Genomic DNA, 20,638 nt, shown 5'->3' with positions numbered 1-20,638 from the left:
TGTCGCGTCACCGAACGGAACACCCCCACACTCGCATCCAGACCCCCAGGGCTCAGCCATGACGAACCAGCACGACAGCTTTCCCGACATGATGCACGAGGACCTCGGCTTCGAGGTGGTGATGCGCGGATACAGCCGCCGCCAGGTCCACGACCACATGACCCGCATGCGCAACCAGATCCGCGACCTCGAGGAGCGGCTGGCACGTGCCATCGATCAGGCCGAGCAGGGCCGGGTGGAGCTGGCGGAGGCCCGCAGGCGTCTAGCCGAGGCCCCCCAGGACTACGACGAGATCGGCGAGCGCCTGAGCGCCATCCTGAAGCTCGGCGAGGAGGAGGCGCGCGCCAAGCGGCAGGCGGCCGACAACGACGCCGCCAAGGTGCGCGACGACGCCTCCGCCGAGGCCGAACGCATCCTCACCGCCGCGCAGGCCGAGGCGGAGCGCCGGGTGCACGAAGCGACCACCTCCGCCGAGCGCCTGCTCGCCCAGGCCGGGTCGGACGCCGAGGAGACCCTGGGCGCGGCGCGCTCGGAGTCCGAGGACACCCTGCGCAACGCCCGCGCCGAGGCCGACCGCACGCTGACCTCCGCGCAGCGCGACGCCGAGCGGCTGGTCACCGACGCCAACGCCGAGGCCGAGGCCACCCTCGGCTCCGCGCGGTCCGAGGCCGAGTCCACGCTGAAGACCGCGAAGGCCGAGGCCGGGGACACGCTGGGCTCCGCGCAGCGCCGGGCCTCGTCCCTGGACGAGCACACCGGCCGCCGGGTGACGTTCCTCACCGACACCCACACCGAGGTCATGCGCCGTCTCAACGAGATGGGCATCGTGCTCACCGACCTGCTGAAGCGCGAGAACACCGCGGGCCCGCTCATCGACGAGGCCTCCGTCCTGCCCCCGCGCCCCGTCATCGGTACCGTCGACGACCCCGACACCGACCCCGCGCCGTCCCCCAAGGACTCCGGCCAGGCGGACGACTCCGCCGGTGAGCCCGCCGCCGAGGGCGAGCCCGAGGGCCCCGCCGGCACCGGCCCGGCCGACGACCCCTTCCACGACCGTTTCGACCAGGACTACGGCACCGGCGACGACGTGTTCGGTACCGGCGGGACCTTCGGCAAGAAGCCGCAGCCCGAGTCCGTTCCGCAGGACGCCGCCCCTGCCGCGGAGCCCGTCCGTGACCCGTTCGAATCCCTCACGCCCGACGAGGAGACCCGCGACGTCCGCGGCTCCCGCTACGACCGCCCCGTGGCCACGTCGCCCGACGTCCCCGACGCCCACACCCCCGGCCGCATCCGCGGCTTCTTCGAGAAGGTCGACCCGGCCTCGTCCTCGCCCACCGAGGACGGCTCCCACAAGTAAACGCGACGCCGGCCCCCGCCCGCGGCGGGGGCCCATGGGGCCCACGGGGGAACCCGTGGGCCCGCTGGGCTTGTCGCGGAAATCTCCGCCCCCGATCGGGTCGGAGGTTTTCGCGCCTGTCGCCGGCTGGCGCGGGCGATCAGGTCTACGGGGGTGCCGTCCCGTGTGGATCCGGCTCGTCCGGGCCGGGGGCGGCGGGGGGCGCCTCGGGAGTGGCCGGGCCCGCCTCGCGTGTGGCTCCGTCCGGCTCGGCCGCCCCCACGGTGGCCGAGTCAGGGGTGGGTGGCGCCGGAGGCGGATGGCGGGACGGCTCCAGGAGTGGCGCGGTCACCGGGGTCCGGTGGGCGGCGGACATGCATTCGTGTTGTTCCAGCAGGCCGAGGCGCAGGCCGGCCGGGTCGTCGGCGTCGATGGTCATGGCGCAGCCGGCTTTGCGTTCCGCGTCGCTGAGCGGGTGGTGCCTGGTGGCCCACCAGCGTCCGGCGTCACTCCGCCAGATGGTCCAGTCAGGGAACTCCCGGGCGATTTCGGCGAGGTGCCGGTCAAACGACATCCCGTCCACCCTTCCCGCGGTGAGGGCCAGGTTTGTACCGTTCCTCTTCACGTTGCGGGACATCTCTAGAGAAATCAATGTTCGAGGCGGACAGGTCAACCTAACGCCGGGGGAAAGACCTTGACTCAGGCGTCGAAGTCGTACTGAAGTACATAGGACGCCGCGTCCATGATCATCTTGTTCAGCTCCACGGCCGTCCCTCCGGCGGCGTACGCGGCGCGGCACACCACGATCACCGGTGTCCCCGCGGGCAGGTCGAGCTTGGCCGACTCCTCCGGGGTGGGCATGCGCGCCCGCACCTCCTCGGTGAAGTGCGCGGGCGCGTGCCCGAGGTCGCGCAGCCGCGCGTACACGCCGCCGGGGCCGGTGTCCGGCACGACGATCGGGGTGTCGCTGACGAGCAGGGCCGGAAAGTGGGACGCGGCGATCTGCACGGGCCGCCCGTCCACGGAGTAGCGGCGGCGCCGCACCCACACCTCTTCGCAGTCCAGCACCCGGGCGGCCTCGTCCGCCGCCGGTTCCCTGGTGATGCTGAGGTCGTCCACCGTGTACGGCCGGCCGCTGGTGTCGGAGTCCCAGATGGCGCGCCCGGCGCCCCACTGCTCGCGGGACAGGCGGCGCGAGCCGTGCCGGCGGATGGGGCGGAACCGCCGCACGTACACGCCCGAGCCGCGCTTGGGCACGGCGAGCCCCTCATTGATGAGCACCGCCAGCGCCTGCCTGGCGGTCGCCCGGGCGATGCCGTACTCGGACATGAGGGCGTTCTCGCCCGGTAGCCGGTCCCCGTCCCGCAGGTCGCCGGAGAGGATCGCGTCGCGCAGACGATCCGCTATGCGGCGATAGATGGGGGGTTCGTGTGGTACCGGGGATTCCATCACGCTCTATCACCCTCAGTCACCAATGCAGTTCTGCGTCTCCAGAGAACTTGCCCCGCCTTGTCCACGATCGCACAGATACGCAGGTTGGTCCCGTGCTTCTTTTGTGCGGATCGTGCCTGTGTGGTGATCTTCGGGGGTTTCGCTGAGCCGTTAGCCTGGACCGGTCCCATCCGCTATCCGCCGGACCCGTCACCCCCGGTGGCCCGCCCCGCCGTCCGTCCCCGCCGCGGTGGCGCCGGGACCGCCTCCCACCTGCGACGCCGGTGCGGCGGATGATCCGGCGCGGTGCCGCACGGCCAGAGGAATATGGCCTGGGCGACATATCCCCGGGCTTGCCACCGCGTCGTTTCGGCGGACATCTTTCCGGTGAGGCGTCCCGCACCTCACTGGTGGAACGGTGCCGGAACGGAGGGTCGGGTTACGGGAAGGTGGCGCTCAGGCAAGGGTCGGCCATGCCGTACGGGCATGCCGCGGCGGTCACACGGAGTGGTCGCACCACCGGCCGGGGGCGTATTGACAGCCGCTCACCTGGGTCGCAATCTGTTGCGGATAGCGATTCGCGTTCCGCAGTTCACAACTGAGGGGTTGTCCGCGGTGATTCCTGTGTGTCCCCTCGCGGCTCTGCCGCGGGGCGAGGCCTACCGGCTCGACGTTCATCCACCCGTCGCCGTCTTCCACACCGACGACGGTGAGATATTCGCCGTCGACGACACCTGCACCCACCAGGACGCCTCCCTCTCCGACGGCTGGCTGGAGGGCTGCGAGATCGAGTGCCCGCTGCACGCCAGCCGCTTCGACCTGCGCACCGGCCGGGTCGGCTCCCTGCCCGCCAAGCTGCCCGTGCGCACCCACGGGGTCGTGGTCGAGGACGGCATGATCTACGTGGTGCCGTCCGACGCGCCGCCCAACCTGCCGCCGGGCGTCACCGCCGGCCGGGACAGGAGCGGCGCGTGACCACACCGCCGAGCCTCGTCGCCACCCTCGGCGGGAGCCTCTACACCGACGAGGCGATCTTCCGGCGCGAGCAGGAGCTGATCTTCGAGGCCATGTGGTTCTGCGCGGTGCGCGCCGACGACCTCGGCGAGCCGGGCGCGTACCGCACCGTCCAGGTCGGCGGGGAGAGCGTCATCGTCAGCCGCGCCAGGAACGGCGCGGTGCGCGCGTTCCTCAACGTCTGCCGCCACCGCGGCGCGCGCCTGTGCGTCGAGGAGGCCGGGCGGGTGCGGCGGGCGTTCCAGTGTCCGTACCACGCCTGGACCTACGACCTGGACGGCAAGCTGATCGCCGCCCCGAACCTCACCAAGATGCCCGACGTCGACCGCGCCGAGTACGGCCTTGTCGGCGTGCACGTGCGCGAGTGGCTCGGCTACGTGTGGGTGTGCCTGGCCGAGCGCCCGCCGCCGTTCGAGCAGGACGTGCTCGGCGCGGTGGTGACGCGCCTCGGCGACCTCGCGTCGATCGAGAACTACGGCGTGGAGCGGCTGAAGGTCGGCCGCAGGATCATCTACGACGTGAAGGCCAACTGGAAGCTCATCGTCGAGAACTTCATGGAGTGCTACCACTGCGCGACCATCCACCCCGAGCTCACCGAGGTGCTGCCCGAGTTCGCCGACGGGTACGCCGCGCAGTACTTCGTCGGGCACGGCGCGGAGTTCGGCACGGGCATCGAGGGCTTCACCGTGGACGGCTCACCCGGGGTGGCCCGCATCCCCACCGTCTCCACCGGCCAGGACCGGCGCTACTACGCCATCACCATCCGGCCGCAGGTCTTCGTCAACCTGGTGCCCGACCACGCGATCGTGCACCGCATGTTCCCGCTGGCCGCGGACCGCACCGTCGTGGAGTGCGACTGGCTGTTCCTGCCCGAGGCGGTGGACGGCGGCGCCGACCTCGGCCCGTCGGTGGAGCTGTTCCACCGGGTCAACGAGCAGGACTTCGAGGCGTGCGAGCGCTGCCAGCCCGCGATGGCGTCCCGGGCGTACGCGAAGGGCGGCGTGCTGGTGCCGAGCGAGCACCACATCGCCGAGTTCCACGACTGGGTCGCCGGCCGGATCGGCATCGCCCGCTGACCCGCGCGGGAGGGGGTCAGCCGGAGAACCCCAGGCGATGGCTGATGTCGGCGGCGCCCTCGATGAGGACGGGCGCCAGCTCGTGCATGCGCTTCTCGCTGAAGCGGTACGCCGGGCCGGACGCGCTGACCGCGGCCACCACCTCGCCGTCGTACGAGCGCACCGCGGCGGCCATGGCGTTCAGCCCGATCTCGTACTCCTCCAGCGTCACGGCGTACCCCCGGGCGCGTGCCTCGTCGAGCTGTGGCACCAGTTCCTCCGGCGTGGTGACGGTGGCGGGGGTGAAGCGTTCCAGGCCGCCCGCGGTCAGCAGCTGGTCGCGGTGCCGGTCGTCGAGGTGGGCGAGCAGGACCTTGCCGCTGGAGGTGGCGTGCAGCGGGGTGAGCTGGCCGACCCAGTTGTGCGCGGTGACCGCCGACGGGCCGCGCACCTGGTCGAGGTTGACGGCGAAGTGGGACCGCACGACGGCGATGTTGACGGTCTCGCCGATCTCTTCGGCGAGGCGGCGGCACACCGGGCGGCCCTGCTGGGTGAGGTCCATCCGGGCGGCGACCCCGCCGGCCAGCCTGATGACGCCGAAGCTGAGGCGGTACTTGCCGCGGTCCTCGGCCTGCTCGACCAGGCTCCTGGCCTCCAGGGCGCCGAGCAGGCGGAACGCCGTCGACTTGTGGACGCCGATCTCGGCCGCGATCTCGCTGACCCCGGCCTCACCGCGCTGGGAAAGGATCTCCAGCACGCTGATCGCGCGGTCGACCGACTGCACGCCGGCCGAGGAATCGTTGCCCATAGCGGGGACTGTAGGCGGTCCGCCGCGACGCCGTCCATTTGGTGCAAGGAAGCGGACAGTTGCGAATAACGCCACCATATGCGTCAATCGCAACGAATATCGGCACGCGCCTGGTGCGCGAGCGAGACGAGGGACACATGTACGACTTCGTCATCGTCGGTGGGGGATCAGCGGGCAGCGCGCTGGCGAACAGGCTCTCCGCCGACCCCGCCACCAAGGTCCTCGTCCTGGAGGCCGGCCGGCCGGACTATCCCTGGGACGTCTTCATCCACATGCCCGCCGCGCTGATGTTCCCCATCGGCAGCCGTTTCTACGACTGGAAGTACGAGTCCGAGCCCGAGCCCTTCATGGACGGCCGCCGCGTCTACCACGCGCGCGGCAAGGTGCTCGGCGGGTCGAGCAGCATCAACGGCATGATCTTCCAGCGCGGCAACCCGCTGGACTACGAGCGCTGGGCCGCCGACCCCGGCATGGAGACCTGGGACCACGCGCACTGCCTGCCGTACTTCAAGCGCATGGAGAACTGCACCGCCGACCCCGGCACGCCGTTCCGCGGCCACGACGGGCCGCTGGTGCTGGAGCGCGGCCCGGCGAAGGGGCCGCTGTTCTCGGCGTTCTTCGAGGCCGTGCGGGAGGCCGGGTACCCGCTGACCGATGACGTGAACGGCTACCGCCAGGAGGGCTTCGCGCGCTTCGACCGCAACATCCGCCGGGGCCGCCGCCTGTCGGCCGCGCGGGCGTACCTGCACCCGGTGCGGCGGCGCCCCAACCTGGAGGTGCGGACCCGGGCGTTCGTCACCGAGATCCTCTTCGAGGGGAACCGCGCGGTCGGCGTGCGCTACAACGGCCGCACGGTGCGGGCGGGCGAGGTCGTGCTGTGCGGCGGGGCGATCAACACCCCGCAGCTGCTCCAGTTGTCCGGTGTCGGCGATCCGCGGGTGCTGAAGGCCGCGGGCGTGCGGCCGGTGCACGAGCTGCCGGGTGTCGGGGAGAACCTCCAGGACCACCTGGAGGTCTACGTGCAGTACGCCTGCGCCAAGCCGGTGACGATGCAGCCGGCGATGAAGTGGAGCAGGCGCCCGTGGATCGGCGCGCAGTGGCTGTTCCTGCGCGGCGGTCCCGGCGCCACCAACCACTTCGAGGCGGGCGGCTTCGTGCGGAGCAACGAGGACGTGCGCTACCCCAACCTGATGTTCCACTTCCTGCCGGTCGCGGTGCGCTACGACGGCTCGGCCCCGGCGGGCGGCCACGGGTACCAGGTGCACGTCGGCCCGATGTACTCCGACGCGCGCGGCTCGGTGCGCATCCGCTCGGCCGACCCCCGGGAGCGGCCCGCGCTGCGCTTCAACTACCTGTCCACCGAGCAGGACCGCCGCGAATGGGTCGAGGCGGTGCGGGTGGCGCGGCGCATCCTCACCCAGCCCGCCATGGCGGAGTTCAACGCGGGCGAGCTGTCCCCCGGGCCGTCGGTGGAGACCGACGAGGAGATCCTGCGCTGGGTCGCCAGGGACGGCGAGACGGCGCTGCACCCCTCGTGCACGGCGCGGATGGGCGTGGACGAGCGCGCGGTGGTGGACCCGCTCACCATGCGGGTGCACGGGCTGGACGGGCTGCGCGTGGTGGACGCCTCGGTCATGCCGTACGTGACCAACGGCAACATCTACGCCCCCGTGATGATGGTGGCCGAGAAGGCCGCCGACCTGATCCTCGGGAACACGCCGCTCGCCCCGGAGCCGGTGGAGTTCTACCGGCACACCCTCACCTCGTGAGGCGCGCGGTGGTGCGGCTTTTTTGTCGGCAAGCGAAACATCACGGGCCTTGACGGGGTCCGGCTGAGGGTCGATTCTGTTCCTCGTTAAGCATTCTGGTGCGTCATACGCAACTGAAGCTGCGTGGTGAGGTCTGCCCCCAGGCCTCGCCCCCTTGGCGGCCGGAGGGCCCGAGACGGGCCTTCGCGCCCCTCGACCCGCGAGGTGACCATGACCGCGACGTCGCCGGCCGAAGTCTCGCGGCCCGCCGCCCCCGAGGAACCGGTGGTCCTCGACGTGCGCGGCCTGTGGAAGGTGTTCGGGCCCCGCGCCGAACGGGTGCCGGGCTCGGCGCTCGCCGAGCTGTCCAGGGCCGAGCTGAAGGAGCGCGCCGGCTGTGTCGCCGCGGTGCGCGACGCCACGTTCGGGGTGCGCCAGGGCGAGGTGTTCGTGGTCATGGGCCTGTCCGGCTCGGGCAAGTCGACGCTGGTGCGCTGCCTGACCCGGCTGGTCGAGCCGACCGCGGGCGAGGTCCTGCTGGACGGCCAGGACATCCGCAAGGCCGGGGACAAGGAACTGCGCGAGATCCGCCGCCACCGGTTCGCCATGGTCTTCCAGCACTTCGGCCTGCTGCCGCACCGGCGGGTGCTGGACAACATCGCCTACGGCCTGGAGATCCGCGGCGCCGCCAAGCAGGCCAGGTACGCCAGGGCCACCGAGATGCTCGACCTGGTGGGGCTGTCCGGGTACGGCGGGTCCTACCCCGACGAGCTGTCCGGCGGCATGCAGCAGCGGGTGGGCCTCGCCAGGGCGCTGGCCGTCGACCCCGAGGTGCTGTTCTTCGACGAGCCGTTCTCCGCGTTGGACCCGCTGATCCGCAGGGACATGCAGCAGGAGGTCATCCGGCTGCACAACGAGGTCGGCAAGACGATGATCTTCATCACGCACGACCTGGACGAGGCGCTCAAGCTCGGCGACCGCATCATGGTGATGCGGGATGGCGCCATCGTGCAGATCGGCACGCCCGACCAGGTGGTGGGGGCGCCCGCCGACGACTACGTGCGGGACTTCGTGAGCGAGGTGGACCGGGCCGCCGTGCTCACCCTGCGCTGGATCATGCGCCCGCCGCGCGACGACGACCCGCAGGACGGCCCCGAGCTCGGCCCCGACGTGGTGATCAAGGACGCCGCGCGCACCGTGCTGCGCGCCGACCGTCCCGTGCGGGTGGTCGCCGGCGGCGAGCTGCTCGGCGTGGTGACCGGCGCGGAGATCCTTGAGGTGATCGCCGAGTGACCGCCGTCGCGGCGGCGCGCCGGCCGTTCCTGTCCCGCCCGTACCTGCTCGGCGGGGTCGTCGCCGTGTGGGTGCTGCTGTGGATCGCCTTCCGCGGCCAGGCCACGCTGCCGCTCGGCGGCGCCGAGCTGACGCCGCTGCACCAGCGCATCGGCGCCGCCGCCGAGACGATCGACAACAGCCGGAACTCCAACCCGTTCTTCCTGTACTTCGTGAACTACATCCGGCTGTTCATCGATGAGTTCGTCACCTTCGTCCAGGCGCTGATCAGCCGCCCGTCGTTCGGCCGCCCGGTGCCGGTGATCGGCTGGCTCGGCGTGACGGCCATCGCGACGGCCGTCGCCCTGCTGTGGGGCAACCTCAGGGTCGCCCTGCTCACCGCCGCCGGTTTCGCCTCCTTCGGCCTGCTCGGCCTGTGGGAGGAGAGCATGGACACCCTGGCGCTCACCCTCTCCGCGGTGGTGCTCTCGCTGGCGATCGGCATCCCGCTCGGGATCTGGGCGGGGCTGGACCGGCGGGTCGAGCGGCTGTTCGCGCCGGTGCTCGACTTCATGCAGACGATGCCGACGTTCGTGTACCTCGCGCCGCTGACGCTGTTCTTCCTGATCGGCCCGGCCAGCGCGACCGTCGCCACCATGATCTACGCGATCCCGCCCGCCATCCGCATCACCGCGCACGCCATCAGGCAGGTGCCCAAGGAGAGCGTGGAGGCCGGCCTGTCGCTGGGCTCGACACCCGGGCAGATCCTGCGGAAAGTACGGCTGCCGCTGGCGGGGCGGACCATCGTCGTCGGCGTCAACCAGACGATCATGGCGGCGCTCGCCATGGTCACCATCGCCGCGCTCATCGACGCGCCCGGCCTCGGCAAGACCGTGCTGAAGGCCCTGGAGACCCTGGACGTCGGCACGTCGTTCAACGCGGGCCTGGCCATCGTCATCATGGCGATCGTGCTGGACCGGGCCACCTCCGCGGCCGGGCGCCGCGCCGAGACCGCCCGCCGGGCGCGGCGCGACCGCGGGCCGTGGTGGCGCCGGATCCAGGTCGCCGCCGTCCTCGCGGTCACCGCGGTGCTCGTCTACCTCTCGCACGTCTACGTCTGGGCCGCCGAGTTCCCCGGCACCGGCGACCTCGGCGCGCAGGTGCGCCGCGCCGCCGGGTCGGCCAGCGAATGGGCGCAGGTCAACCTGTACGCCACCACCAACGGCATCAAGAACCTCGTCACCTACGGCCTGCTCAACCCGTTCGAGGCGCTGCTGGCCGGGTCGCCGTGGTGGCTGGTGACCGCCGGGGTCACCGCGGCGGCGCTGGTGGTGGGCGGCACGCGGATCGCGGCCGTCTGCGCGGTCTGCCTGGTGCTGCTGGTAGCGCTCGGCCTGTGGCAGGACAGCATGGTCACCCTCGCCTCGACGCTGGTGGCCACCGTGCTGGTGATGGCGCTCGGCGTCGTCGCCGGCGTGTGGATGGGGCGCGACGACCGGGCCGACCGGGTGATCCGCCCGGTGCTGGACGCCGGGCAGACCATGCCCGCCTTCGTGTACCTCGTCCCCATCCTCGGCCTGTTCGGCGCCACCCGGTTCACCGCGATCCTCGCCGCCGTCGTGTACGCCGCACCGGTGGCGGTCAAGCTGGTCGCCGACGGCGTGCGCGGCGTGTCGGCGAGCGCCGTGGAGGCGGCCACGGCCGCCGGGTCCAGCACCTGGCAGCTCATCTCCAAGGTGCAGCTGCCGATGGCGCGCGCGGCGGTCGCGCTGGCCGCCAGCCAGGGCATCTGTTACGTGCTCGCCATGGTCGTGGTCGGCGGCCTGGTCGGCGCGGGCGCGCTCGGCTACGACGTGGTGTCCGGCTTCGCGCAGCTCCAGCTGCGCGGCAAGGGCCTCGCCGCCGGGCTCGCCATCGTGGTGCTCGGCACCATGCTGGCCGCCGTCACCCGGGCCGCGGCGCGGCGCGCCGACGCGGCGGCGCACGGGCGGCACTGATGGCCGTACCGCGCGAATCGGAAGTTCTTCGGGGGTTCACGTCCGCCCGTAGGGGTGCTCAGCGGCCGCCTCCGGCGGCTTTCGGATAGAGGAGAACCTTGGTGACACTTTCCAGGATCGTGCGGCACTCGGCACCCCGGGCGGCCGTGTTCGCGGCGGCCGTCGGCCTCCTCGTCTCCGGGTGCGGCGGCGCGAAGGTGGGGGAGGGCGCCTCCCCCTCGGGCGCGGCCTCCGCGTCCGGCGCCAAGGCGTGCGGCGCGGTGAACATCGCGATCAACCCCTGGGTCGGGTACGAGGCCAACGCGGCGGTGATCGCGTACGTGGCCGAGAAGGAACTCGGCTGCACGGTGACGAAGAAGGACCTGAAGGAAGAGGTGGCCTGGCAGGGCTTCGCCACCGGCGAGGTCGACGCGGTCGTCGAGAACTGGGGACACGACGACCTGAAGGAGAAGTACATCGAGCAGCAGAAGGTCGCGGTCGAGGCCGGCTCCACCGGCAACAAGGGCGTGATCGGGTGGTACGTGCCGCCGTGGATGGCGGCGAAGTACCCGGACATCACCGACTGGAAGAACCTCAACAAGTACGCCGACCTGTTCAAGACCTCCGAGTCCGGGGGCAAGGGCCAGCTGCTGGACGGCGACCCCTCGTTCGTCACCAACGACGCGGCCCTGGTCAAGAACCTGAAGCTTGACTACAAGGTCGTCTACGCGGGCAGCGAGGCGGCGCTGATCACCGGCTTCCGGCAGGCCGAGGCTCAGCAGAAGCCCATGATCGGCTACTTCTACGAGCCGCAGTGGTTCCTGGCGGAGCTCAAGCTGGTCAAGGTGAACCTCCCCGCCTACACCGACGGCTGCGACGCCGACGCCGAGAAGGTCGCCTGCGACTACCCGCCGTACGAGCTCGACAAGATCGTCAGCACGAAGTTCGCCGGGTCGGGCAGCCCCGCGTACGAGCTGGTCAAGAACTTCACCTGGACCAACGACGACCAGAACCTCGTGGCCAAGTACATCTCGGAGGACAAGATGACCCCCGAGGAGGCCGCGGAGAAGTGGGTCACCGCCAACCCCGACAAGGTCAAGGCCTGGCTCCCCACCGGCTGACGGGCGCTCCCGTCACCCCATGAACGGCCCGGCCGGACTCCAGGGCTCAGTCCGGCCGGGTTCGGGACTCTTGACACCCCTATCGCCGCCGGTCACGCTTGTTGCGGCAAGCGCAGCGTGTTTCATATTGCGCAACGGAGGTGGCGTATGACAGGCCCTCGGGTCGTCGTCATCGGTGCGGGCGTGGTGGGCGCGGCGCTCGCCGAAGAACTGTCGGCCCGCGGCTGGGACGACATCACCGTCCTGGACCAGGGCCCGCTGCCCGTCCCCGGCGGATCCTCCAGCCACGCCCCCGGGCTGGTGTTCCAGACCAACCCGTCCAAGACCATGACCGCGCTCGCCCGGTACACCGTCGAGAAGCTCATGCGGCTCGGGTGCTTCCTGCGGGTCGGCGGCCTGGAGGTGGCCACCACCCCCGAGCGCCTGCGCGAGCTGAGCCGCCGCCACGGCTGGGCCACCTCGTGGGGCGTCCCCGCCGAGCTGCTCGGCCCCGAGGAGACCGTCGCCCGCCACTCGCTGCTCGACCCCGCGCGGGTGCTCGGCGGGTTCCTCGTCCCGACCGACGGCATCGCCAAGGCCGTGCGCGCCGTCGAGGTGCAGCTGGGCATCGCCCGCGAGCGCGGCGTGCGCGTGCTGGACCGGCACGAGGTGCTGGAGGTGCGCACCCACGGCGGCCGGGTCACCGGGGTCGTCACCGACCGGGGAGACTTCCCCGCCGACGTGGTCGTCTGCTGCGCGGGCATCTGGGGCCCCAAGGTCGCCGCGATGGCCGGGATGACGCTGCCCCTCACCCCGCTCGCCCACCAGCTCGCCTGGACCGGGCCGGTGCCCGCGCTGCGCGGGCAGTCCGACGAGGCCGTGCGGCCGATCCTGCGCCACCAGGACGCCGACCTGTACTACCGCGAACGGCACGACCGGCTCGGTGTCGGCTACTACGGCCACCGCGCCATGCCGATCCGCGCGCAGGACATCGTGCCGGTGGGCCGCGCCGAGGTGATGCCGTCGGTGCTGCCGTTCACCGCCGACGACTTCGCCCCGGCCTGGGAGGAGACCCGCTCCCTGCTGCCGTCCACCAGGGACGCCAAGATCGAGGAGGGCGTCAACGGGCTGTTCTCCTTCACCACCGACAACATGCCCCTGCTCGGCCCGTCCCCGGACGTCGAGGGCTTCTGGGTGGCCGAGGCCGTGTGGGTCACCCACTCGGCCGGGGTCGGGCGGGCCGTGGCCGAATGGCTGGTCGACGGCCACTCCACGTCGTTCGACCTGCACGAGTGCGACGTCAACCGCTTCGAGCCGCACCAGCTCGCCCCCGCGTACGTGCTGGCCCGCGACTGCCGCAACTTCGACGAGGTCTACGACATCATCCACCCCCTCCAGCCGCCGGAGCTGCTGCGCCCGCTGCGGGTCAGCCCCTTCCACACCCGCCAGCGCGAGCTGGACGCGTACTTCCTGGAGGCGAACGGCTGGGAACGCCCCCAGTGGTACGGCGCCAACGCCGGGCTCCTCGCGGACCGGGACGTGCCCGCGCCCGGAGACTGGGCGTCCCGTCACTGGTCGCCCATCGTGGGCGCCGAGGCGCTGGCCTCCCGCGAGGGCGTCGCGCTGTACGACATGTCGGCGCTGAAGCGGCTGGAGGTGTCCGGGCCGGGCGCCGCCGCGTTCCTCGACCGCGTGTCGACCGGGGACGCCGGCAAGGCCGTCGGCGCCGTGACGTACTGCCTGCTGCTCGGCGAGGACGGCGGCATCCGCAGCGACATCACCGTGGCCCGGCTCGGCCCCGAGCTGTTCCAGGTCGGCGCCAACGGCAACCTGGACCTCGACCGGCTCACCAGATACCTCCCCGCCGACGGTTCGGTGGCCGTCAGGGACATCACCCCGGGCACCTGCTGCGTCGGCGTCTGGGGGCCGCGGGCCCGCGACGTCGTGGCGCCGCTCACCGACACCGACTTCTCCGCGGCGGGCTTCCGGTACTTCCGGGCCAAGCGCGCGTACATCGGGGCGGTGCCGGTGACCGCGCTGCGGCTGTCGTACATCGGGGAGCTCGGCTGGGAGCTGTACACCACGGCCGACATGGGGCTCGCGCTGTGGGACACGCTGTGGGAGGCCGGGCGGCCGTACGGCATCGTGGCCGGCGGGCGCGGGGCGTTCACCAGCCTGCGCCTGGAGAAGGGCTACCGGTCGTTCGGCACCGACATGACCGACGAGCACGACCCGTACGAGGCCGGGCTCGGCTTCGCCGTGAAGACGGACAAGGGCGACTTCGTCGGGCGCGACGCCCTGGAGCGCCGCCGCGCCTCGGTGACCCGCCGCCTGACGTGCCTCACCGTCGACGATCCCGCGGGCGTGGTCATGGGCAAGGAGCCCGTGTACGACGGCGCCACCCCGGTCGGGTACGTGACCAGCGCCGCCTACGGGTACACGATCGGCAAGGCCATCGCCTACGCGTGGCTGCCCGCCGAGCTGGCGGTGCCCGGGCAGGTGCTGCGCATCGGCTACTTCGACGAGCGGATCACCGCCGTGGTGGCCGCCGAGCCGCTCTTCGACGCCTCGATGACGCGCCTTCGCGCGTGACGCACAGGAGGACCATGACCGAGCAGCTGTGGCACAGCCCCGACCCGGAGGCCGCCTACGACGTGGTGATCGTCGGGGGAGGCGGTCACGGCATCGCGACCGCCTACTACCTGGCCAAGAACCACGGCGTGACCAACGTGGCCGTGCTGGAGAAGGGGTGGCTGGCCGGCGGCAACATGGCGCGCAACACCACCATCATCCGCTCCAACTACCTGTGGGACGAGAGCGCGGGCATCTACGAGCACGCGCTCAAGCTGTGGGAGGGGCTGGAGGAGGAGCTCGGCTTCGAGGTGCTGTTCAGCCAGCGCGGCGTGCTGAACCTCGCGCACAGCCACCAGGACGTGCGGGAGGGGATGCGCAGGGTCAACGCCAACCTGCTCAACGGCGTGGACGCCGAGTGGCTCACCCCCGAGCAGGTCGCCGAGGTCTGCCCCATCGTGAACGTGCGGCAGGACACCCGCTACCCGGTCCTCGGCGGCACCTTCCAGCCCCGGGCCGGGATCGCCAAGCACGACCTCGTCGCCTGGGGGTACGCCAGGGCGGCCTCGGCGCTCGGGGTGCACTTCATCGAGAACTGCGAGGTCACCGGGGTCGAGGTGTCCGCTGGCCGCGCGGTGGCCGTGCGGACCACGCGGGGGAGGATCGCCGCGGGCCGGGTCGCGCTGTCCGCCGCCGGGCACTCGTCCGTGGTGGCGCGCACGGCCGGGGTGCCGCTGCCGGTGCAGAGCCACACGCTGCAGGCGCTGGTCTCCGAGCTGCTCGAACCCGTCCACCCGACCGTGGTCATGTCCAACGCCGTGCACGTCTACGTCAGCCAGGCGCACAAGGGTGAGCTGGTCATGGGGGCGGGCATCGACGCCGCCAACTCCTACCGGCAGCGGGGGGCGTTCCACATCATCGAACGGCAGATGGCCGCGGCGCTGGAGCTGTTCCCGGTCTTCGCCCGCGCGCACGTGCTGCGCACCTGGGGCGGGGTCGTGGACGTCACGCCGGACGCCTCCCCGGTGGTCGGCCTCACGCCCGTCGAGGACCTGTACGTCAACTGCGGCTGGGGGACCGGCGGCTTCAAGGCCACCCCCGGCGTCGGCTGGTGCTTCGCCCACACCGTCGCCACCGGCGCCCCCCACCCGCTGAACGCGCCGTTCACCCTGGACCGCTTCACCACCGGCGCGCTCGTCGACGAGCACGGCGCCGCCGCCGTGGCCCACTGAAGGAACCCGATGCTGCTGATCCCCTGCCCGTGGTGCGGCCCGCGCGACGAGTCCGAGTTCGCCTACGGCGGCCAGGCGGGCGTCGCCTACCCCGCCGACCCCGCCGGGCTCACCGACGAGGAATGGTCCCGGTACCTCTTCTACCGGGACAACCCCAAGGGCCTGTTCCACGAACGCTGGTCCCACTCCTCGGGCTGCCGCCGCTGGTTCACCGTGACCAGGGACACGCTGACCAACGAGATCCTCGCGGACGACCCGCTTCCGGCGTCCACGGGGGACGACGCGGGTCCGCGCGTCCCCGGCATCGGCCACGCGGGAGGGGCGCGATGACGCGGCGCATCGGTGCCGGCAGCGGCGAGCGGCTGCGCTTCACGTTCGACGGCCGGCCGTACGAAGGCCACGAGGGCGACACGCTGGCCGCCGCCCTGCTGGCCAACGGCGTGCGCCGGGTCGGCACCAGCGTCACCCTCGGCCGTCCGCGCGGCATCTTCGGCGCGTGGACCGAGGAGCCCAACGCGGTCGTCCAGATCGAGCACCCGTTCCCCGAGCCAATGGTGCAGGCCACCACCGTCCCCCTGTACGACGGCCTCGCCGCCACCTCCCTCACCGGCCGGGGCCGCCTCGCCGGTGCCCCCGACCCCGCCCGCTACGACACCGTGCACGCCCACTGCGACATCCTGGTCGTGGGCGCGGGCCCCGCGGGCCTGACCGCCGCCCGCGCCGCCGCGGGCACCGGTGCCCGCGTCATCCTGGCCGACGACCGCCCCACTCCCGGCGGCACCCTCCCCGACACCGACGACCAGGTGGAGGGCCGCCCCGGCGCCGCCTGGGCCCTGGACGTCGCCGCCACCCTCGCCACCCTCCCCGACGTCCGCGTCCTGTCCCGCACCACCGTCCTCGGCTACTACGACCACAACTACCTGGTCGCCGTGGAACGCCGCGGCGAGCACGCCGTCACCCGCGAACGCGTGTGGCGCATCCGGGCCCGCCACGTGATCCTCGCCACCGGCGCCTGCGAGCGCCCCCTGGCCTTCGCCGCCAACGACACCCCCGGCGTGATGCTCCTGTCCGCCGCCCGCGCCTACGTGAACCGCTACAAGGTCCTCCCCGGCCACCGCGCCGTGATCTTCACCACCACCCCCGCCCCCGAAGCCACCCTGAACGACCTCGCCACCGCCGGCATCGAGATCGCCGACGTGATCACCCCCCGCTCCCCCCACCTGATAACCGGCGTCCGCACCTCCGGCGAGACCCTCCGGGCCGTCGAAGCAGGCCCCCGAGAGCTGGAAGCCGACCTCCTGCTGATCTCCGGCGGCTGGACCCCCACCACCCACCTGTACAGCCAAGCCGGCGGCCGTCTCCACTACGACGAATCCCTCACAGCCTTCATCCCCACCCCCACCGCACTCCCTCTGACAGTGATCGGCTCCGCCCGAGGCCTCCACACCCTGAGCGACTGCCTCTCTGACGGCGAAGCCACCGGAGCACCACCCCACCTTCTCCCTCCCACCAGCGGGCAAGTCGTGGAGTCCACCGATCCGCTCTGGTTCGTCCCGGCGGACGACTACTCGACGCACTTCGTGGACCTTCAGCGGGACGTCACCGTGGCGGACCTCCAGCGGGCCGTCGGGGTGGGAATGCGGTCGGTGGAGCACGTGAAGCGGTACACCACCGCGGGGACCGCGCACGATCAGGGGAAGACGTCGGGCGTGCTGACCAGCGCGATCGTCGCGCACCTCCTCGGCACCGATCTGGACGCCGTCGGCACGACCACCTTCCGCGCCCCCTACGTCCCGGTGTCGTTCGCGACCCTGGCCGGCCGGGACCGCGGCGACCTGCACGACCCGGTACGGATCACCGCGATGCACGACAGGCACGTCGAGGCGGGCGCCGTCTTCGAGAACGTCGGCCAGTGGAAACGACCCTGGTACTACCCGGAGCCGGGCGAGGACATGACCGCGGCCGTCCTGCGCGAATGCCGCGCCGTCAGGCAAGCCGTGGGCGCCCTCGACGCCTCCACCCTCGGAAAGATCGACGTCCAGGGCCCGGACGCCGCCGAGTTCCTCGACCGCCTCTACACCAACATGATGAGCACGCTAAAGGTCGGAGCCATCCGCTACGGCCTCATGTGCCGCGCCGACGGCATGGTCTTCGACGACGGCACCGCCATCAGGCTCGCCCCGGACCACTACCTCGTCACCACCACCACGGGCAACGCCGCCGCCGTCCTCGACTGGATGGAGGAGTGGCTCCAGACCGAATGGCCCGGCCTACGGGTCCGCTGCACGTCCGTCACCGAACACTGGGCCACGGTGGCCCTCGCGGGCCCGGCGTCCCGGGAGGTGCTGGCGTCCCTGACCCCGGGCCTGGCCGTGGACGCCGGAAGCTTCCCCTTCATGACCTGGCGGGACGCCACCGTCGCCGGCATCCCCGCCAGGGTGTGCCGCATCAGCTTCTCCGGCGAGCTGGCCTACGAGATCAACGTCAGCCGCTGGCACGGCCGCGCCCTGTGGGACGCCGTCATGTCCACCGGCGTCGTCACGCCCTACGGCACCGAGGCCATGCACGTGCTGCGCGCGGAAAAGGGCTACCCCATCGTCGGCCAGGACACCGACGGCACGGTCACCCCCGCCGACCTGGGCATGAACTGGATCGTCTCCCGCAAGAAGCCCGACTTCATCGGCAAGCGCTCCCACACCCGCGCCGACAGCGCCCGCCCGGACCGCCGCCACCTCGTCGGCCTGATCCCCGAGAACCCGGACGTCCTGATCCCCGAGGGCGCCCAGCTGGTGGAGCACGACCGGCTCACCCCTCCGGTCCCCATGCTCGGCCACGTAACCTCCAGCTACCGCAGCACCGCCCTCGCCGGTACCTTCGCCCTGGCCCTGCTCGAAGGCGGCGCCGAACGCACCGGCACCCGTCTGCACGCCGTCTCCACCGGCCGCGTCATCCCGGTCACCGTCACGAGCCCGATCCTGTACGACCCCGAAGGCACCCGCCGCGACGGCGCCCCCCACGAGGTCCCACCCCCCGAGGTCCCCGAGCGAGCCCTCATCCCGACCACCCCCGCGGAAGGTTTCACGGGAATCACCACCCCCCGCCTGCGCGTCCACGAACTCCCCTACCTGCGCATGACGAACGTCCAGGCCCCGCCGCACTCCATGCCCACCCCCGGCACCTGGCGGCGCACGGGCGAGGTGGACGTCGCCTGGCTGGGCCCCGGCGAATGGCTGGTGATCGGTGACGAGCCCCCCACCCGCTCGCCCGACGCGGCGGTGACCGACGTCTCGGCCCAGCGCACCACCCTCGTCGTCGCGGGCGCCGACGCCAGAAACCTCCTGTCCCACGGCTGCGCCCTCGACCTGCACCCGTCGGCGTTCCCCCCGGGCGCGTGCGCCCAGACGACCCTGGCCCGCGCCCAGGTCGTCCTGCTGGCCCGCGACCACGACGAGTTCTGGATCCTGGTCCGCGCGTCCTTCGCCCGCTACCTCACCGCCTGGCTCACCGACGCGGCCACAGACCCCGTACGGTGAGCCCAGGCCTCAGGAGGACGCCAGCCGCCGCCCCTCCGCGAAGAACGCCACCAGGTCGCCCGCCTCGGCCAGGGGCCGGGCCGCGCCGAACGGGGCGTTCCAGAAGGCGCCCTCCCTCGGCTGCCACGGCCCGACATAGGCGTACGGCTCCCCGAGATAACCGTCCCCGAGCGACATCCCGTAGTTGACCTCACTCACCGTCACGCCGAGGTCGAAGTGCTCGGGCCACAACACCGGCGTCTGCTCGGGCGCGAACACGCGCAACGCCGCGTCCCCCCGCGCCAGCGCCTCGGCGAGCACCTTCGCCGCTCCGGGATCCACGGCCGGCACGTCGTCCGCGCTCCCGCCCGACCCGTCGTGGTACAGCCCTTCGGGCGCCCCGGCCCCCGCGCCTGTCGCCGCGCCGAGCTCGCCGATGGTCCGCCCGGCCAAGGCCAGCCGCGTGCCGTCCCCCGTCACCAGGTCGGTGCCGTCGACCCGCAGCTCGGGCTCGGCCACCGTCGCGAACCCGCCCGGAGTCACCCGCAGCCGGATGGTGCCGCTGCGCCGGTACTGCGGCCCGGCCATGAGAAGCTCGGCGACCGCGTGCAGGGCGGCACGGGTGGCCGCCGGCTCTGTCTCGTTCATGGGTACAGATTGGTAGACCCGGCCCAAGCCCGCCACATCGCCCCGTCGGTCTTCATGATAGTCACGCTTAGTGATTGATTCACTACCGGTGAGTGACTACCCTTTGACCCATGTCTTCCGAATCAGCGCCCCGCCCCCGGCCCGCAGGGGTGACGCGGTGACCACCGTGACGATCGCCGAGCTCAACGCGAAGTACAGCAGGCGCTGGCTCGTCTCGGACGCCGTCGGCGGCGGCTGGTACGCCGTCCGCCGCCAGGGCCTGTCCTCCCTCCTCCTCCGGCACGGCCTGTCCAACGTCCGCTGCGCCGCCACCCTGGAGGAACTGGCCGGCCACCTGGCCGCCGAAGCCCGCCTGGAGGCCACGATCGCCCAGTCGTGCACCCCCTCCCCCGGCACCCGCCCCACCCAGCCGGAGCGCTCCCCACGGTAGATCGCGCCTTTCCATAGATCATCCGTGTCCACCTCGACACCCCCCTCCCCGGCCGCCGCGAAAGCGCCTGTTCCGTTCGGTCTGACCGTTTAGCATCTAGGACCACCGGGATCAAGGAGACGACATGGCCGAAACCCCCCGCCTCACCCTGACCGCGACGGTGCTGGACGCGCCTGACGCTCGTGAGCTGGCCCTCTTCTACCAGCGGTTGCTCGGGTGGCCGATCGGCGATGACGAGGGCGACTGGGTCACCCTCCGCCCGCCCGGCGGCGGGGCGGGGCTGTCGTTCCAGACCGAGAAGGCGTACGTCCGTCCCACCTGGCCCGCGGGGGCGGAAGATCAGCTGATGATGGCGCACCTGGACATCGAGGTGGACGACCTGGAGAGCGCGGGCGCCCATGCCGCCGAGGCGGGGGCCACTCTGGCGGTCTTCCAGCCTCAGGACGACGTGCGGGTCTATCTGGACCCGGCAGGGCATCCCTTCTGCCTTTGGATTCGCTGACGA

General features: G+C 72.1%; 17 protein-coding genes. 13 read left to right on the top strand and 4 right to left on the bottom strand.

What is annotated here, in order from left to right:
* Nucleotides 1–58: 58 nt before the first annotated feature.
* Nucleotides 59–1,357, top strand: coding sequence for a hypothetical protein (locus tag ACFP1K_RS08290; RefSeq protein ID WP_380748670.1), 1,299 nt, complete (start codon nt 59–61; stop codon nt 1,355–1,357).
* 145 nt (nt 1,358–1,502) lie between these two features.
* Here the strand turns inward: ACFP1K_RS08290 and ACFP1K_RS08285 are convergent, their stop codons facing one another.
* Both ACFP1K_RS08285 and ACFP1K_RS08280 read right to left on the bottom strand, forming a co-directional pair.
* Entirely contained in the window at nt 1,503–1,910 is a 408-nt protein-coding gene (locus tag ACFP1K_RS08285; protein ID WP_380748668.1) for a hypothetical protein, read from the bottom strand.
* A 125-nt stretch (nt 1,911–2,035) separates the two neighbouring features.
* Nucleotides 2,036–2,785, bottom strand: a complete 750-nt coding sequence (locus tag ACFP1K_RS08280; protein ID WP_380748666.1) for a GntR family transcriptional regulator — start codon at nt 2,783–2,785, stop codon at nt 2,036–2,038.
* Between the two features lie 606 nt (nt 2,786–3,391).
* Between ACFP1K_RS08280 and ACFP1K_RS08275 the strand changes: the two genes are divergently transcribed.
* Both ACFP1K_RS08275 and ACFP1K_RS08270 read left to right on the top strand, forming a co-directional pair.
* A complete protein-coding gene (locus ACFP1K_RS08275; protein ID WP_380748664.1) occupies nt 3,392–3,742 on the top strand; it encodes a bifunctional 3-phenylpropionate/cinnamic acid dioxygenase ferredoxin subunit in 351 nt (116 codons plus the stop codon).
* On the top strand, nt 3,739–4,857 hold the full coding sequence (locus tag ACFP1K_RS08270; RefSeq protein ID WP_380748662.1) for an aromatic ring-hydroxylating oxygenase subunit alpha: 1,119 nt from the start codon (nt 3,739–3,741) through the stop codon (nt 4,855–4,857). The genes ACFP1K_RS08275 and ACFP1K_RS08270 overlap by 4 nt, the downstream gene beginning before the upstream one ends.
* A gap of 16 nt (nt 4,858–4,873) precedes the next feature.
* On the opposite strand, the gene ACFP1K_RS08265 is transcribed toward ACFP1K_RS08270, so the two are convergent.
* Entirely contained in the window at nt 4,874–5,644 is a 771-nt protein-coding gene (locus tag ACFP1K_RS08265) for an IclR family transcriptional regulator (RefSeq protein WP_380748660.1), read from the bottom strand.
* Nucleotides 5,645–5,757: 113 nt separating this feature from the next.
* Between ACFP1K_RS08265 and betA the strand changes: the two genes are divergently transcribed.
* From betA to ACFP1K_RS08225, 8 genes are all read left to right on the top strand, one after another.
* Complete coding sequence (betA, locus tag ACFP1K_RS08260) at nt 5,758–7,413, top strand: choline dehydrogenase (protein ID WP_380748658.1); 1,656 nt, start codon at nt 5,758–5,760, stop codon at nt 7,411–7,413.
* 210 nt (nt 7,414–7,623) lie between these two features.
* Nucleotides 7,624–8,685 (top strand): quaternary amine ABC transporter ATP-binding protein, encoded by a 1,062-nt coding sequence (locus tag ACFP1K_RS08255; RefSeq protein ID WP_380748656.1) that lies wholly within the window; start codon nt 7,624–7,626, stop codon nt 8,683–8,685.
* Nucleotides 8,682–10,661: an ABC transporter permease subunit gene (locus ACFP1K_RS08250; protein WP_380748654.1), complete on the top strand. Its 1,980-nt coding sequence runs from the start codon at nt 8,682–8,684 to the stop codon at nt 10,659–10,661. The genes ACFP1K_RS08255 and ACFP1K_RS08250 overlap by 4 nt, the downstream gene beginning before the upstream one ends.
* Nucleotides 10,662–10,762: 101 nt before the next feature.
* Nucleotides 10,763–11,761, top strand: a complete 999-nt coding sequence (locus tag ACFP1K_RS08245; RefSeq protein WP_380748652.1) for an ABC transporter substrate-binding protein — start codon at nt 10,763–10,765, stop codon at nt 11,759–11,761.
* A 147-nt stretch (nt 11,762–11,908) separates the two neighbouring features.
* The gene (locus ACFP1K_RS08240) at nt 11,909–14,332 is read left to right on the top strand and encodes a GcvT family protein (RefSeq protein ID WP_380748650.1); all 2,424 of its coding nucleotides are present in this window, start codon (nt 11,909–11,911) and stop codon (nt 14,330–14,332) included.
* A gap of 14 nt (nt 14,333–14,346) precedes the next feature.
* Nucleotides 14,347–15,543 carry a sarcosine oxidase subunit beta family protein gene (locus tag ACFP1K_RS08235; RefSeq protein WP_380748648.1) on the top strand — a complete coding sequence of 399 codons (1,197 nt, stop codon included), beginning with the start codon at nt 14,347–14,349 and terminating at the stop codon, nt 15,541–15,543.
* Nucleotides 15,544–15,552: 9 nt separating this feature from the next.
* Nucleotides 15,553–15,873, top strand: a complete 321-nt coding sequence (locus ACFP1K_RS08230; protein ID WP_380748646.1) for a sarcosine oxidase subunit delta — start codon at nt 15,553–15,555, stop codon at nt 15,871–15,873.
* Entirely contained in the window at nt 15,870–19,076 is a 3,207-nt protein-coding gene (locus tag ACFP1K_RS08225) for a 2Fe-2S iron-sulfur cluster-binding protein (protein ID WP_380748644.1), read from the top strand. Before ACFP1K_RS08230 ends, ACFP1K_RS08225 begins: the two co-directional genes overlap by 4 nt.
* 9 nt (nt 19,077–19,085) lie before the next feature.
* Here the strand turns inward: ACFP1K_RS08225 and ACFP1K_RS08220 are convergent, their stop codons facing one another.
* The gene (locus ACFP1K_RS08220; protein ID WP_380748642.1) at nt 19,086–19,703 is read right to left on the bottom strand and encodes a hypothetical protein; all 618 of its coding nucleotides are present in this window, start codon (nt 19,701–19,703) and stop codon (nt 19,086–19,088) included.
* Between the two features lie 157 nt (nt 19,704–19,860).
* Between ACFP1K_RS08220 and ACFP1K_RS08215 the strand changes: the two genes are divergently transcribed.
* Together ACFP1K_RS08215 and ACFP1K_RS08210 are read left to right on the top strand one after the other, a co-directional pair.
* On the top strand, nt 19,861–20,133 hold the full coding sequence (locus ACFP1K_RS08215; RefSeq protein WP_380748640.1) for a hypothetical protein: 273 nt from the start codon (nt 19,861–19,863) through the stop codon (nt 20,131–20,133).
* Nucleotides 20,134–20,257: 124 nt separating this feature from the next.
* Nucleotides 20,258–20,635 (top strand): VOC family protein, encoded by a 378-nt coding sequence (locus ACFP1K_RS08210; protein WP_380748638.1) that lies wholly within the window; start codon nt 20,258–20,260, stop codon nt 20,633–20,635.
* Nucleotides 20,636–20,638 lie beyond the last annotated feature (3 nt).

It is taken from the genome of Sphaerisporangium aureirubrum (genome assembly GCF_042658925.1).
Classification (GTDB): Bacteria; Actinomycetota; Actinomycetes; order Streptosporangiales; family Streptosporangiaceae; genus Sphaerisporangium; species Sphaerisporangium aureirubrum.
Note: the sequence above shows the minus strand (reverse complement) of the source record. Positions and strands in the feature narration are given on the sequence as shown.